Source organism: Fodinibius salicampi, from assembly GCF_039545095.1.
In the GTDB taxonomy this organism is placed as follows: Bacteria; Bacteroidota; Rhodothermia; order Balneolales; family Balneolaceae; genus Fodinibius; species Fodinibius salicampi.
The window spans coordinates 1,150,716-1,166,523 of sequence record NZ_BAABRS010000001.1; the positions used below are offsets into that span (position 1 = coordinate 1,150,716).

Here is a 15,808-nt window from a genome sequence, read left to right on the forward strand (position 1 = left end):
TACAACTATACTTCATTAATTAAGTCTTACAGCCGTATTAAAATTACCGGGTGTTACAAAACGTGTATGATATTTAACCCAATCCTCTTTGTTTTTCTGGTAGGCTGGATCATCCTGTAGCAGTCCGGGCTCCTCAGAATATTCTTCCAACCCGTGGTACGGCAATGGTCGAACTGTTTTGGAAAAGACGGTATTGTAATCACCGTCTTTAACCCACCCATCTCCTATGAGTACAAAATCCCGTGTCCAGCCTTTGCGGGGTTCTTCCACTCTGGGAAATTTAAACAAAAGTTCATCCCCGGCATTCATAATCACATAGCGATCATCAATTTCTTCGATTAACTCTTTAACATCTCCAAATCGGGTATAAAAACCTTCCAGATCTCTCCACCGCTGATTGGTACCCGCAAGCTCTTGGTAGTTCGGTACCGTGGGAGAAAATCGATCGGTTTGCTCTAACTTGGAAAAACCACGATAACGTAATGTTGAAGTTTCTGCAGCCAACTTTTTTGTCTGGAGTTCTATATCCTCATCGTATATTCCCCAACGAATTTGATCCCAATATATTTCCATATTCGTGTACAATCTAACCTTGTGCTCGGTATTGGGTTCAAAGACGTCTTCCAAATCTACCAGCATGGTTTTGCTTTTTCCCGACGGGAAGCCAATATCAGTATGAACGACTTTCCATCCTCCTGATCCGTTAGGTACTTCCACTCGGATGCCATGCAATGATTTATTTTCATTCTGGCTAATTGCAATATTGATAGACGTATCTGTTGGATAGACCCAACCCGCTGCAATGAGCTTAATCTTCTCTTCTATGGGTACCTCTTGCCCTAGGTCCACCTCAAGATAATGTTCTTCAGTTACGCCCTGGTAAGAAGTAAGCGGCAAATCATCAACATATTCACCCTCCTTTTCTCTGATCTTAGTTGTCACGTCATTGCCATTCCAATCCGTTGCCGTCTGAACCGGTGCTATATCCCGGATGGGATATAATTTTTGCTCAGGTGGTGGGAGCTTAAATCGTTCATCCACAAATACATCAATATCTTCGGGATGATCCACCGCCATCAGTGAGACATGGTCAAAAAAGTGCGTCTCCCATAAATCTGCGGTAATGCGAATATCATAATACCCATCTTTTGGCTTCAACTGATCATCTTCAATCTTTACCCAGTCTATACTATGGATTACCTGGCTAACTCCCTGCCTGTTAATTCGGAGTCCCAGGGCCGTACGCCATAAGAAATCCGTTACAAATTGCATCTTTTCTCCATTATAAGTCATTATCCACGGACATGAACCTTTTAAAATCTGTTCATTTAATATTTGGGAATCAAATCCTAACTCTGCAAACTCTGACTGGGTTGTACCATTGGGCCAATTAACCCGAACCACCTCTGCTTCTTCGTAATTCCCTAGTCCCAGATGTACCCATGGCTGAGTAATTGGTTGTTTTATGTATTGCAGTCCTGACCGGCTTTCAACCTCTCCTCCTATACCAAAAGAGTTTATACGTCGATCACCCGACTGCCGTGCGACACGTGGCTGTAGTATCCTACCCTTATAATCACTATTTCCGCTATTTTTAAGAGCCATACTCTGATTCTCTTCATTTAAGCCCAAAAGGTCGAGGCGGCTGTCTCCATCTAAGTCCGAAACACTATATATATATCCCGAAATGTTTGTAGCTTCAGAAGTTAACTCCACGTTCTCATTGCTAAGCCAATACTGGGTATCCTGGTTATTTGACAACAGCAGATCCAGTGCCCCGTTGTTGTCTAAATCTGCCAGATGTAATTGAGGAATTACTCCTTCTGTTTTTACACTATCTTTAAGTGAAGTAAGCGGTTCTGTACCCCAGCCACCTATAGAATCAACATAGCTGGAACTCACAATCTGATCTGACTGGAGGCTTATTATTTCAAAAGCTCCATCACTGTTCAAATCGCCAAAGCTGATGCTTTGAACCGGACTATCAAGATCAAAGGATTGGTCCAAATGATATTCGCCGGCTCTTTCATTTCGATAAAAATGAAGGTCTCCGTTTTGGCTGAGTGTAACCACATCCGGATCACCATCGCGGTCAAAGTCTGCCCATAAAACATTGCGTATATGCTTTGATTCCTCAAAATACGATTGTACTTCAAAGGTATCATCCCCATTATTTCTCAGCAGCACAGAGGAGCCATCCACTGCTGAAAGCAGCAAATCCAAATCTCCATCCAGCTCAATATCTATCACCCAGGAACCATAATAGGATTTGTTAATAACTTCGGATGGTATTCCCAGTGTACTTGTAGCATCTGTAAAGGTAGAATCTTCTTCCTGACGATAGATTTTAAGTCCCGCTGATCCGGTAAACACAAAATCACTTAAAAAATCATAATTATAATCGATGGAAGTTACTGCAGGTGATGGTAACCGATCAGATCCCGATTCTCCCGGAAATGATATAGCTATATTTTTATTGATTATGGCTTCACCACTATTTATTCGTATCGTACTTGCCTGTTCTTCATCAGCCAGCGTTACAGATTTATACAGTTGTGCCGACTGCCCCGCTACAGTATCAACTGCTGTAAATGATAACTGTTTATCTATGGGAGCAGCGATATGATCGGCCTTGGGCAGCCAACGAAATTCGGTTATTAAAAATCCGACCTGGTTGGTGGGCAGTTCTACTTCTTCAACATCATGCTGAAAACGGGGAAGCTGACTTAAGGTGTTTCTCAAAAAAGCCAGTTCAAACGTTATATTGCTGCCTTCCTTGTTAAGAATTTCAGATTTATGTTCGGCAAATTGCTTTTGTATCTGTTCAGGCCAGCCCGATGTATTTTCTTCAATCTTCGCGAGTGATTGTTCCATGACTGACTGGTTCTGGCTCTTTGCAGCAGTACGTATTTTTTCCAACAGTACGGCCAGGTTATCCGGATGTTCTTCCAATATTTGATCAAGCAAATGAATAATTTCCTGGGCATTTTCTTCCGAATCCTGTCGTTCCAGCTCTTCGGCCAAGGCAAAAAGTATTCGCCCATTCGTGGAATCAAGGCGGGCCGCTTTTCCTAAATGTTCTAATGAAGCCTCTATATTTCCCTTGCGGCTCTCTAAAATACCTGCCAAAAACTGAATATCAGCATCATCTGAACTACGTTTTAAAGCCTCATTTAATTTTTCAGTTGCACCGTCAAAATCACCCTGACGCATTGCATAAACCCCCAAATTCGCCCAGGCTGCAGGTTCTGCTGGATATATCGTGGCAACAGAGTCCATCTTCTCAACCGCAAAAGGAACTTGATCTGACTGCATGGCCGTCAGGCTGACATAAAAATCGGAAACGGCCTGGCGATACTCATCAGACTCTACATCCGGCTTAGATGGTGGCGTGGAGGTACAAGCACTGAAGAGAATTCCCAGTATAACAGGATAAATCCAACGTATTGAGATACCTTTCTTTGAAACTAAATTGCGCATCGCTTTATCTTTATCAGGTGCTAAAAATTTAAATATTGTGGGTTAATAATAGACCTTAATATATTAAATTATTCCAAGAAAACGGGACTTTGATCATTTCTGCCAACTACGATCAATCTATCATTATTACCAATACCTACACTTTTTATTTCACGTATTTCTCCCCTCAGCAGTATCCCACTTTCTTCTGGTGTTAATGCTTCAAATGATTTTCCTGCTGTTCCTTTGAGCAACCATCCATAGCTGGCATCAAATTGCCCCCCGTAGAGAGGAAGAACGGAATAGAAGTTACCACCCGCAAGAATATCAGTAAAGCTATCATGATCAAAATCTTCAGCATGAAAAGAAAAAACCGGAGCGGCCTGAATAGCTCTGGGAAATGGGTGCACCTTAAATTCCCCGTTTTCTCTATTCTCAAAATAAACCGAAGCTAAATTAGTAACAATCTTCTTTTCTGCTTTCTGCAAGCGTTCTTCTCCAAATATTTCATACAGGGTTTTACCGGCATATGATTCGTATCTTGGAAACTTGGAATGCAGGAAATTAAAAGGAGCAAGAAGATGATCACGAGAAGCAATGGGAAGTATTTGATCTTGTTTGGTCTGTCCTATAACCGGATCGGTATGGCCATCACCGTTAAAATCGTCCGTATATACAACCAAAGGTTGTTGTTCTGATGCAGCCAGCGTAGTATTAAGTCCCATATTACCCGCCAGGATATCCAAATCTCCATCCCCATCAATGTCAGCTAGGTGAAGGCTCTGCCATAAGCCCACATCAGACTCAAAGTCCTGGAACCTTTCAAAAACACCCCCATTATTCTGAAATATAACTATAGGCATCCAGTCTCCCGCTACAATAATATCATCCCTGCCATTTCCGGTTATGTCTGCTGAGCGGGCATCACTAATCATCCCCGCCTCCCCTAATTGGGGCCCTATGTCGTTGGTAACATCCCGATAAGTCCCATCCCCATCATTTTCAAGTAGATAGCTATTCGGAGTAGCGCCATAGCTTTTGGGAACAGAACGACTACCTACAAACAGATCTCTGTCTCCATCTTCATCATAATCAAGGGGAAGCACTACCGAACCGTTAGCTTTAAAATCGGGCAAAGCATCGGATTTATGCACAAAATTTCCGGACCCATCATTTATATACAGCCGATCGTATAATTGTTCGTTATTTTTCTGCTCTTCATTCCCACCGCTTACTACATATAAATCTATTGCGCCATCATTATTTGCATCAAAAAAGGCGGCGTCGGTATCTTCAAAAAGAGCGTGATTGTCAAAGACTTTGGTTTCTTTTTTTAAAAATTTCCCATCATCCTGCTGAATATATAAAACCCCACTTTGTTCGGCTCCTCCTCCCATATATAGATCATCCAGCCCATCACTATTCACATCTCCTACTGCAATCGGGGGACCCATTTGTGAGAGCTGATAAGGCATCAATGGTTGTGCGTTAAATCCGTTAAAATCATTCTCAAGGTGACGATAAGAAGGTTCAAGGGGGCTCGGAACCTCTGATAAAAAAGAAGAACGGTCAACTGAGGTTGAAATTGAGGATTGATTCTTCGGCACTTTTCCTTCATCGACAGTCAATTGTTGATTTGGCGCAATATTTTCCATTATTGTTTCCTTTCCGTCGGGCCATATAATTTTTAAACTATCAACTTTATTGACCTCTCCCAGGCCAAAAAACAGACGCGGATCTACTGAAGACTGGAACCCCCGGGTCGGGAATAGTTCCGCAAGCTGATAATTATCACCTGTATAAACAATTCCCTTACTGCCGATCCCTAGTGTATTCGCCCCTTCACCCTTAATAGAAACGGTAAGATAATTGGTGCTATCCTGTTCAACCGTCATGTTTTGATAGATTGAAGCTTCAGTGTTTACGTTGTTAATTACCAAATCAAGATCTCCATCATTATCCAGATCGCCATAGGCTGCCCCGCTTGAATAACTGGGGGTATTAAACCCCCAATTTTCAGTTTGATGTGAAAAGGCAAGCGAATCTTCATTTCGAAAAGCTGCATTTGGAATTTTAAGGTGCGGCATGCTATCAATCACAACAATATTCTGTTCCGTTATGCCCTTTTCTAATGACTGCTGTATACCATCACTGCGTATTAACGAGAGATAGTCTTTATCATTAGGACGGCGATAGATTCCATTTGAAACAAAAAGATCTTTTCGCCCGTCATTATCCATATCAAAGAGTAGTGCAGACCAGCTCCAGTCGGTAGCATGAGTTCCCGTCATCGGTGCAATATCAGAATAAATAGGTACAGAGTTGCTATCACTTCCGACATTTAATTGCAACGTATTTCGGATGAGCTGTGGATGGTATCCGAAATCTCTTTGGGCGGCATATACTTCATAAGTTTCACTGCTCACCGCCTTCTTATGCCACTCTTCTGTCGAGGGAAGCATATCCACTACGGCTATATCAGGTTTTAGATCATTGTTAATATCCGCTATATCATTTCCCATGGATGCCCGACTGGTATGGCTGGTGCTCTGTTCCAGAACTTCTTTAAATGTTCCGTCTTTTTGATTCAGATACAGGTAATCATTTTCATGAAAATCGTTGGAAACATAAATATCGGGATAATTATTTCCATTCAGATCACTTACAGTCACATCCAAACCATATCCCATACCGCTGTTATATATTCCCGCTTCCTTGGTAATATCTGTAAATTTACCCCCATCATTTCTATACAAACGATCTCCTTCTTTTTCACTGCTACCCTTACGCTGCTCGGCTGGTTTAAAGGAGTTTTCATTATGTATTGCATGATTCAAAAGATACATATCTAAATCACCGTCCCGGTCCATATCGAAAAATACGGTCTGCTTTGAATATCCCCTGAAATCAAGTCCATATTCGGCCGCGCGTTCCGTAAACGTAAAATCCCCGTTATTTATAAACAGCTGGTTTTGTCCCTTTTTTGACCGATAGTGCACATTACACACATAAATATCAAGCAATCCATCCCCATTTATGTCAGCCATTGTAGTGCCTGTCGTCCAGTCCCCCGTTCCCCCTACTCTGGCTTTATCCGTAATATCTATAAATTCAAAGTTTCCTTTATTTAAATAGAGTTTATTAGAGTCCATGTTTGCAGTAAAATAAATATCAGGTAGCCCATCATTATTGATATCTCCGATTGAAACCCCGGCCCCGTCATAAAAGTAAAGATAGTTTATCATGTTAAAGTCTAAGCTCTGCTCAACCTCATTAGCAAACGTAATATTGCTTTGCGATGAACCAATACTCCTGAATCTAGACTCTTCATCAGCGGAATGGCAACCAATAAATATTAATAAAATGCTCATGTACATCAGAGCTTTAAACTTGATTTGAAAAACTTCTAACCCCATAGATGTAATTTTAATACAGATCGATCCTTTTGCTAAAATATGTATTTCCAAAGTATCAATTAACAAAATGAATAATATTTAGTACCTCTCTTCTAAAAACCTAATTTTATTATAGTTACCAATTGTATCAGATTTGCCTGCCCTATAATAGGAAAATATCCCATTTATTCGAATCATTTACATTTAGTGACCCTTTTTTACCAAAAAATAAATTATAGAAATGCAAAGCAATGCAATATTTTTATATTTTATTGAAAATTATTTGAAATATTCAATAATGAGATAGTTATTGTATTATAGGTGTTATTATTACAATTAACAGATATTAAACTCTAAACAATGATACATTGAAGGTCACTTTAAAAGATATTGCTGAAGAAACTGGATATTCTATTTCTACTGTATCAAGGGTGTTAAATGGATCTGATAAAATTAGTACACAAACCCGAAGAGAAATATATCAGGCGGCCAAACGCCTTAAATATCCTATTTATCATACTATTAATGGAGACAAAATTGTAGACTCTCTAAAGATCTGCCATGTACTGACCAAATTCAGTGAAGGAGAATTTTATTCTTCAATGTTTAAGGGAATGAGTAGAGCAGCAGAAAAAAATGATGCTCAACTTTCCCTGATGAATTTGGATAAACCTTTTGACGATGTTCTTCGAATTCTCAAAGAAATAAGCAGCGAAAAATATGAGGGCATAGTACTTTTTGCTCCTGAATTCAAAAAGAAACATTACCAAATACTTCGGGATGAATTACCGGAAAACTTTCCTATTATTTCTAATGCCCTCATTGAAAATCCTGTTGTAACATCTGTTACTTTTGACGGCTACAGCGGAGGATTTTTAGCTGGTGAACATTTTAACAATCAGGGATACAAGCAATGTGGAATTCTTAAGGGCCCTTTTGAAGAGCCGGAATCACGGTATAGATTCAATGGCTTCAGAGATTACCTGTATCAAAATACAAAAATGGAGTTTTGCTGGGAATACCAGGGTGATTATTCCTTTGAGTCCGGTCAAAAGGCATTCGAGACCTTTCATAAAACCGAAAATACACCAGAAGCTATTTTTGCCTGTAATGATGATATGGCCCACGGCTTTCTGAAAGAGGCCTTGGCTAACGGTTATAAGATACCCGACGATTTTGGGCTTATCGGTTATGATGATCTTCCTATATGCAGGAGACACAGTCCAACGATCTCTTCTATTCATACTGATTACGAGTCTTTGGGAATGGTTACGATGGAGAAAATGAAGGAAATTCTTGCTAATCCCAACCAACAGGAAGGAGTCCTGAGCCTGATCCCAGTGAGTGTCAACCACAGGGAATCTTCATGACTTAACCTGAGAGATATAGAACTAAAATTAAAAGTATAATCGTTATAAGCCTGCCCGTAAGAAGCCAATCAGGAAAATCGACCGCCAATCTACACACGACTGGTTGGATAAATCAAATCAGATGAATAATGTAACCATCATATCACACGGACTCGCTCCCCCCCCAATAAGCAGTTCAACAATGGATTTCTCCTACATTTTCAGCTTTAAAGGGACATGTAAGTGGTTTCTAGGAGTCTTATAATTCTGATCTGGGTGATAAATTGATTCATAGTTTGGCTAATTGTTCTCTTTAACTGTCTCATCAAGAGGAATTCCCAATTCCTCATAAAGTGCTCTGCGCGCCTCCTTGTCGCTCTTCAAAATTTCACGGGCATATTTGGCTACTTCCCGTGCATGTTTGCGGGGAACTATAATTACACCATCACCATCGGCTACAATAACATCACCGGGATTTACCTGTACTCCTCCCACTACTACAGTGGCATTAACCGACTCTACCTCATTTCTTCCCGGACGAATACCCTGTCCTCTATTAGCATGGTCAAGATAGACTGGAATTTTTGCTTTATAATCTCCATCTATCAACTGATCGGGAACCCCCGGTGGAAGGTTACCGGGCGAGGCATCCCAGAAAAATACATTTGAAATATTTCCACCTGACATACGAATGATATTGGATCTCAAGTCTCTGACCCGCTCAATAAGTGCTTGCTCCTGGTGGATATCCCCGATATATGGATTAATATTATTACCAAAAACAGTAATCGGTATCTTTCCGATAATGGTTTCTGGATTAACTTGTATACGGGCATCAAGTTTTTTTCCTAGTTTAGTTTTCTCCTGATATGCTGGCGAAGCAATATCTTTAGGCTGCCAGCTAATGCAGGAAAAAACCAGGGTATTGATTGCCCTCAGGTACCGTCTCTTCTATTGATTCAAATACCGGATTAGTATCCTGCTCTTTCTCTTCTCCATTAATATTTGTCGATTGATCGGTACAACCATAGCACATAAACAGAAGAATCCAGACAATAAAAAAATCGGGATTTCAAAAAATAATACACATGCAATGAACCTTCTTAAATGTTAACCGATTGCTTGGTTTTCCTGGTCACATGACCAAATAAGCTTCCATTCAATTACGGACCCGCAATCCTCACCACTCGAATATTATCTATAGCCATGCTCAGCTGGCTGATCGCATTTTCTCCATTATTAACCAGCATGATTCCTGCTGATGGTGCTTCCCCATCGGGCAACATGTCAGCGAGGCTCGGCAGAGCAGTACCGGCGCCGTTCAGTCCTTCACTATTGGCCGTTTTAAAGTCACTAAGAGGTATCTGAACCGTTTGCCATCCATTCGTTGCGAATGAATTAATATTTCCATTTTCTCCCTTCCACGGTGCATACCGTGCGGTGTAGGTCCAGGGATTTGCCGCCCGGACTAGCAATGTTCCCTGCTCCCAGGCTCCTTCCACATTGATTTCGAATTTCACAGCAAAGTTTGAGGGATTTTCTCCAAGGTTAGAAGCCTCAATCCATTGTGTCGGATTAAGGTTAATCGAACGGCCGCCATTCCACCATGAGCCGTCTCCCCCGGCAAGGTTAGAAACCTCAAGCATAGCATACTGCCCTTCATTACCCGGGTACAGCGAGGCATCCGAAGAAAGCGCAGCCGACCACCACTGGTAGCTAAACACATCATCAAAGTTACAGATCATGCCGGTGGGATCACGAAAACGGGCACCGGGTGAACTCGTCGAAGTTCCGGAACTTGAAGACATTTTTATCTCTCCGGATGTGGCCCCCTCCGGCACGGTCACTTTCAGAGAACTGCCATCCGCCACAGACTGATAATCAGTGGCCTCGACATTGCCGGGAAAGATGATCTCCGTTATTAGGTACAAGTATTGGCCGTTTAGCGTAATTTCCTTGCCTGCTTCAGCAAATTCGTCACTGATACGATTGATTTGGGGAGGCGGTGGTAACACAGGAAACTCCAGCGAGTCTTCACTGACACTATTGGAAACCTTTATTTGATTCATATAGGAAGCTTCCGGATCCATCTCGCCGAATGGCATGTCAGCAGGAATGGTCACTACCATATGAGATTTGGCAGCCAGTGCTGGGTTAAAAGTAGCCTCGTACCCATTGAAATAGACATTCGCTACCGCATCCATATTGTTTCCTTCTAACGCTACTACATCTCCGGGTCCTACCTGCTTTATATCCGTTGTGGAATCCGGGCTTGTGTAACGAATTCCAGTAATTGATACCGGATCATCATAGTCACCAGTATTGCTTACGGAATTATCCTGGCATCCTTGCATAACGAGCATTGCTGTTAAAACTAAAACAGCAATGCCTCCTGTGCTTATTCTTTTACTCATTGATTTCATACCTAATTACCTTATTACTTTTTACATTCGAAGATTTTTAGACAGCTCATAAATTGTTCAAGCGAGTCAGGGTTAGCCTATTCTTTATTCGCTTCGTTTGTACCCTCCTCGTTTAAAAAATCATAGGGTACCGGCTCCTCCATCAAATTTGGATTCTGAACGATATCCGCCTCTGGGTATGGCAAATTGAAATCGCTATGCTCCGCTGTAATATTCGTGGGTGGTGCCGTATAGGTCGTATCACCGCCCTGCGTATATTCAAACGACATATTGCGTTCCTGATCATCGATAAACTGTAGTACGGCATCGGGTTCATAATAGTGCCAGCGAACCAGTTGAAACCAGTTTTGGCCTTCATAGGCCAATTCCTTCCATTTCTCCAAGAGTATATCTCGATGAGTGATAGTGGTTTTAGAATCGAGTCCCGCCCGATTACGTACAGCATTAAAATATTGTAGTGCCTGGGAATCACTGGTAGACTCCTGATTACCTAACTCGGCCTGAGCATATATCAAATAGACTTCCGCCAGCCGCAACATATAGGTATTAATTCCAGTTCTCATAAATCCGACTCTACCATCATTGTCAGATGGCCGCCCGATAATATATTTTTTTATGGCTGAGCCCGGACCGCTGGCACCCGTACCTTCATAAGTGTATCCCCCCTCTTCCTGCATCAGCTCTGGATAGTGATCACCATTCAGCATAAATGTTGCCTTACGCCGCTGATCATCAGGGTTATACTGCTGAAGCAACCAAGCTGATACGCCTGTACCACCGCCCCAGCCGTCTCCCACCCCCGTGAGCGCTGCCTCGGCAGCAAAATAAGCCTGCGTGGTGTTCTGGACTCCCCACGTATTGCCTTCATAGGTCCACTGCAGTGCAAAAAGAGATTCTTGGTTATTTTCATTTTCAAGCTTAAAGAGATTAGCATAATTATCTACCAAGTTCAGGCCGCTCTCTTCAATCACTTGTCGCGCATATTCTTTTGCGGTATCCAAATCTTGCTGATCTAAAGTACCTCCATCTTGCGCCTTAAAAGCAGCCCTTGCATGATGCAACCGGGCCAACATACCCAGTGCCGACCATTGGGTCACTCTGCCAGGGTCATCCGTTGTAGGCAAATGTTCAGCCGCATATTCAAAGTCATTAATTGCAAACTGATAAACATCTTCGGTTAGGTTTCGGCGTACGTTAGGCTGATCGATGAGTTTTGCAGGATCCGTAAGAATAGGAACTGCTCCCCAAAGCTGAGCAAGATATGAATAGGCATAGCCTCTCATAAAACGAGCTTCAGCGATCGCATTTTCTTTAGCTACTTCAGAAATATCCCCGGCCGCTTTTTGTTGAATATTTTTAATCGTCAGATTTGATTGAGAAATAGCCAGATATAAAGATCGCCATGCCTCATTAAGACGATCATTACCCGAGGTAATGCTAAACAATAGAAACTGTTCATATCCTGCATCTGTCGTAATCATATTACCTGCGCGTGCATCTCCCACCGTAAACGAAGCCTTATCATTGTAATCAAACCAAACCGTATTGTACAATGGAGCCGTTGCCATACGAAGGTCCGTTTCTGTGGCGTAAAAGTTATCCGCTGTTAACTGATCCTGGGGGGGACGGACAAAGAATGAATCACTGCATCCTGCCAAAATACTGGTTAGTATCACGGCTAAAAGCACTATGTAAATACTACTATTGTTCATCATAACACCAAGCTGTTTTTGTTTTAACATTTCTTATAGTCCAATATTTATTCCGAGCGTAAATATGCGCTGAGAGGGATACCGTCCATTATCAATACCCATCAAAAGTGGGTCGGAGGTTTGTGAGCCGATCTCAGGATCATAACCTGAATACCCTGTAAAAGTATGCAGGTTTTCTATACTGCCATATACCCGCATATTTCTAAGATTAAAGCGCGAGGCCAAATTTGATGGCAAGGTATATCCCACCGTTATATTTTGAATCCGCAGGTAGGTACCATCTTCTACAAACCGTGTTGAGGGTCGCTGATTATTATTGGGATCGGATGTTGTTATTCGAGGTACCTTGGTATTTGGATTTGTTACGACCACCTCATTTACGTCTGCATCCAGACTGTTTGGTTCGAGACGAGCGTAGTCAAAAACAGACTCAAGCATACCAAAATCACTCGCTGGATCTTCATTCTGGCGACGCACCTGGTTAAATATCTTATTCCCGTAATTACCATTTAAGAAAATGGAAAAATCGAAATTCTGATAGAAAAACTTATTAGTAATTCCATATTGGAAATCCGGCATCGGATTGCCAATAACCGTTCGATCCTGCTCATCAATCACTCCATCATCGTTAAGATCCTTGAACTTAAGATCTCCGGGCCATACCCCATTAACCGGATTTATGGCATTATTCTGGGTTACATGGTTTTGAATATCCTCCGCATCTTCGAAAACTCCTTCCACAACATATCCAAATAACTGTCCGACCGGTTCTCCCACAATCGTGCGGGTTGCGGTATCGAAGAAGTTGATCTGCCGGTCTATAATGCTGTTTTCACTTTTCAACTGGGTAACAACATTCTTGTTCATTGACAGCACAACATCAGACTCCCATCGTAGGTCACCTTCCATATTTATGGTATTCAGTGAAAACTCAATACCTTTGTTTTCCAGCTGCCCGATATTATCGATCGGAGCATTGATCGAGCCATTTCCAGAAGTTCCGGCCAACAGGGGTAATGGTACATCTGTCAGCAGGTCGTGTGTACGCTTTAAGTAGGCATCAACCGTAAAGTTTATCCGGTGATAAAACACGCTGAGATCAAGGCCGACATTCATTGATTCGGTCGATTCCCATCGCAATCTTTCATTCCCCAAGTTTTGTGGCCTTACTCCATTTCCCCACTGTGTTTCCACAATCGTAAAAGTGTCAATAAATCGGTTACTCGGGATATTTTGATTACCTACAAATCCATACCCTCCCCGTAATTTAAGTTCATCAATAAAATTCACATCCTGCATAAACGATTCGTTGGAAATTCTCCACGCCAATGCTAAGGATGGGAAATACCCCCAACGATTTTGAGCTGCAAAATTCGAAGAACCATCGGTGCGGAGGTTACCCGTCAGCAAATACCGGTCATCGTAGCTAAAATTAAGTCTCGTAAAAAAGGACTGTAGCGAACTCGATCCGGAATAACTGCTATTTTGCGCTGTCTGGGCATCGCCAGCAGCTAATTCATGAAGGTTATTAGTTGGGAAGCGCTCTCGGGAACCGCTTAGTCCCTCCCATTGATTCACCTGTACTTCGTGGCCCAACATAGCATTTACCGACAAACTTTGATACGTATTGGCATAGGTCATAAAATTCTTTAACTGCCAAAATGTACTGTTGCTGGAGCTTCGATTGCTCGAATTTAAATCATTAACCCGCGCATTAAACTGGTAAGTGGGATTGAAAACATAATCATTGGTATAACCAAAAGTTCCATTCGCCTCATTGCGCAGCGTAAGATTTTCATGGAAATCTATTTCTGCATATATATTTCCAATAACTTGTGATCTTTTCTGCTCATTGGTATTCAGCTTGGCAAGCGCAACGGGATTTTCGAGTGTAAATTCACTTTCTGAAGGTCCCCCCCAGCTCCCATCGGGATATTTGACCGGGATGTCCGGGCTTTGCCTGATAGCCATATTTACGATGTCATCGCTGGAGACATTAATATTTTCATTGGTCCTGCTCAAATTGAGGCTGGTTCCTACTTTTAACCAGGAAGTTGACTGATTATCAAGATTTAACCGAAGTGAATACCGATTAAAGTCAGATTCAATAGCAATACCATTTTGATTAAAAAAGCCTGCAGACAACATATACTGTGTAGTCTCATCTCCACCGCTGACCGAAACATTGTGCTTAGTCATCGGGGCATCACGGTAAAGAACATCCTGCCAGTTCGTACCTTCTCCCAATATAGATGGATCTGCAAATTCCGGCTGAGAGCCCCATCCCGCAATTTCTGCCTGTCTGTTCCGGTATTGGGCATATTGGCGCAGGTTCATAACCTCCAATTGCTTCGGCAGCTGCTGTACTCCAACATAGGCGTCATAATTAACCTGCACATCGCCCTCATGTCCCCGTTTAGTGGTAATCAGTACTACTCCATTTGATGCTCGCGAACCATAAATAGCTGCCGCAGAAGCATCTTTAAGGATATCAATAGACTGTATATCACTCGGATTAAGCGTCGCCAAGGGATTGGTAATGCCGTCATCTGAATTCCCTGAAATGGGCACTCCATCAATCACGTACAATGGCTCGGAGCTGCTCTGCAGGGTATTGACGCCCCGAATTTGCATTGAAACTCCACCACCAGGTTTACCCGAATTTTTCATAACCATAACACCGGCGGTACGTCCCTGCAGGGCTTGATCGAACGTACTCGTTACTGAATTCTCTAAATCAGATGCGGTAACAGAGGAGATCGATCCTGTCAAATCTTCTCGCTTACTACTTCCATAACCAATGACAACCAGTTCATCCCCCTCGATAGTTTGCGGAACTAATTGGATATCAATTTGTGTACGACCGTTTATAGGAACCTCCTGCCTTTGAAAACCTACAAAAGTAAAGATGAGGGTATCTTGTAAACTTGGAGCCTTAATCTGGTAATTTCCGCTCATATCGGTTGTTGCTCCTATCTGAGTGCCCTTGACAATAATGTTCACTCCCGGCAACAATTCCCCGCTAGTGGATTCAGTAACACGCCCAGTAACGACCTCTTCAAATACAGGCGAACTTTCAGCATCTGATTTTTCCATAATCACATAAGTCCGCTCAGTGTGTTTTCTATATGTCAATCCCCTTTCGGTCAGTATTTTTCCGAGTAAATTTGCCAGGCTGTCCGTTTCTATACTTGGAATAGAAACATACTCCTCCCCAACCAGACGGTTATCAAATAGGAAAGAAATATTGTGAGAATCCTCTATCTTATTTAAAATGGACTTCAAGGGGACAATTTGCTGTACTTTGTTATCCAACAGCAAATCTTCTTCATTAGATGTGAAATACTGCGTTGTAGATTGACTATAGGCTTGACTACACAGACCGGCCAGTCCACAAATTATCACAACTATACAGATTCTTACAGAAGCATAAAATTGAATTGTCGTCTTCATATCGACCGAGTTAAGAT

7 protein-coding genes are annotated in these 15,808 nt (G+C 42.0%); 1 reads left to right on the plus strand and 6 read right to left on the minus strand.

The annotated features are described in order from the left end of the window. Positions 1 to 15 precede the first annotated feature (15 nt). Together ABEB05_RS04755 and ABEB05_RS04760 are read right to left on the minus strand one after the other, a co-directional pair. On the minus strand, positions 16 to 3,480 hold the full coding sequence (locus ABEB05_RS04755) for an FG-GAP-like repeat-containing protein (RefSeq protein ID WP_265787982.1): 3,465 nt from the start codon (positions 3,478 to 3,480) through the stop codon (positions 16 to 18). A 68-nt stretch (positions 3,481 to 3,548) separates the two neighbouring features. Beyond that, complete coding sequence (locus ABEB05_RS04760) at positions 3,549 to 6,830, minus strand: VCBS repeat-containing protein (protein WP_265787984.1); 3,282 nt, start codon at positions 6,828 to 6,830, stop codon at positions 3,549 to 3,551. Positions 6,831 to 7,222: 392 nt separating this feature from the next. On the opposite strand from ABEB05_RS04760, the gene ABEB05_RS04765 reads away from it, so the two are divergent. Beyond that, positions 7,223 to 8,224, plus strand: coding sequence for a LacI family DNA-binding transcriptional regulator (locus ABEB05_RS04765; protein ID WP_265787986.1), 1,002 nt, complete (start codon positions 7,223 to 7,225; stop codon positions 8,222 to 8,224). Positions 8,225 to 8,503: 279 nt separating this feature from the next. Here ABEB05_RS04765 and ABEB05_RS04770 read toward each other — a convergent pair whose 3' ends face one another. From ABEB05_RS04770 to ABEB05_RS04785, 4 genes are all read right to left on the minus strand, one after another. Continuing rightward, positions 8,504 to 8,911 (minus strand): RraA family protein, encoded by a 408-nt coding sequence (locus ABEB05_RS04770; RefSeq protein WP_265787987.1) that lies wholly within the window; start codon positions 8,909 to 8,911, stop codon positions 8,504 to 8,506. Positions 8,912 to 9,366: 455 nt separating this feature from the next. Further along, positions 9,367 to 10,617, minus strand: a complete 1,251-nt coding sequence (locus tag ABEB05_RS04775) for a glycan-binding surface protein (protein WP_265787991.1) — start codon at positions 10,615 to 10,617, stop codon at positions 9,367 to 9,369. Between the two features lie 86 nt (positions 10,618 to 10,703). Beyond that, entirely contained in the window at positions 10,704 to 12,341 is a 1,638-nt protein-coding gene (locus ABEB05_RS04780) for a RagB/SusD family nutrient uptake outer membrane protein (protein WP_265787993.1), read from the minus strand. A gap of 30 nt (positions 12,342 to 12,371) precedes the next feature. Continuing rightward, positions 12,372 to 15,791, minus strand: a complete 3,420-nt coding sequence (locus ABEB05_RS04785; protein ID WP_265787995.1) for a SusC/RagA family TonB-linked outer membrane protein — start codon at positions 15,789 to 15,791, stop codon at positions 12,372 to 12,374. Positions 15,792 to 15,808: the final 17 nt, after the last annotated feature.